The 716-nt window shown below is 47.2% G+C and carries 1 protein-coding gene; it reads right to left on the reverse strand.

Annotated elements, in window-relative coordinates:
• The coding region (locus ACS8FC_RS17425) for a penicillin-binding transpeptidase domain-containing protein (RefSeq protein ID WP_439297710.1) at window positions 1–716 on the reverse strand (716 nt) is incomplete at both ends.

Genomic DNA, 716 nt, shown 5'->3' on the forward strand with positions numbered 1-716 from the left:
GCCTTGGAGCGCCCGATTATATAGCGGCTGATCAAGGTCTTCCCGTAGCGCATCATAGTCTTTGAAAGAGATACCTGAGATAAAAGGGTTTGGGTCATAGCTTGGGTTACTGACAAACGCCAGCACGTCGCCGTTTTTGGGATCTATTGCGACGATTGCACCGCGGCGCCCATCTAGCTGCTGTTGGGCGATCTTTTGCAGCCCATAATCTAAGCTCAACGTGATATCGTTGCCTGAGGTAGGCGGTTTGGTGTCCAATTGGCGCAAGATATTGCCGTGAGCATCGGTTTCTACCGATTGATAACCGGGTTGCCCAAGCAAAATATCTTCGTAATAGTCTTCGATACCAATCTTACCGATCAGATCGGTACCTGCATAGCGGTCCTTATCAATACGCTTAGACTCTTTATCGTTAATACGACCAACGTAACCGATAACATGAGCAAACAGCTCATCATAAGGATAGTCACGCGTCAGCTTACTTTGGATAGAGACACCGCGAAAGAATGGCTTACGCTCACTAAACTGAGCCAGCTGCGCTTCCGTCAAGTCGATTTTTATAGTGACAGGGTCGTTTTTGTTTTTGCTTAAGCGTGCCAGAATATCTGTAATGTCTTCTTCTGTTAAGTCAAAGATAGGCGCTAGCAAGTTCAAAGTGCGCTCAGGATTGTCGACTTCATCTGGGCTTAGCATGGCCGTAAAGACTGGCTGGTTAT

Source organism: Psychrobacter sp. 1Y4, from assembly GCF_051847555.1.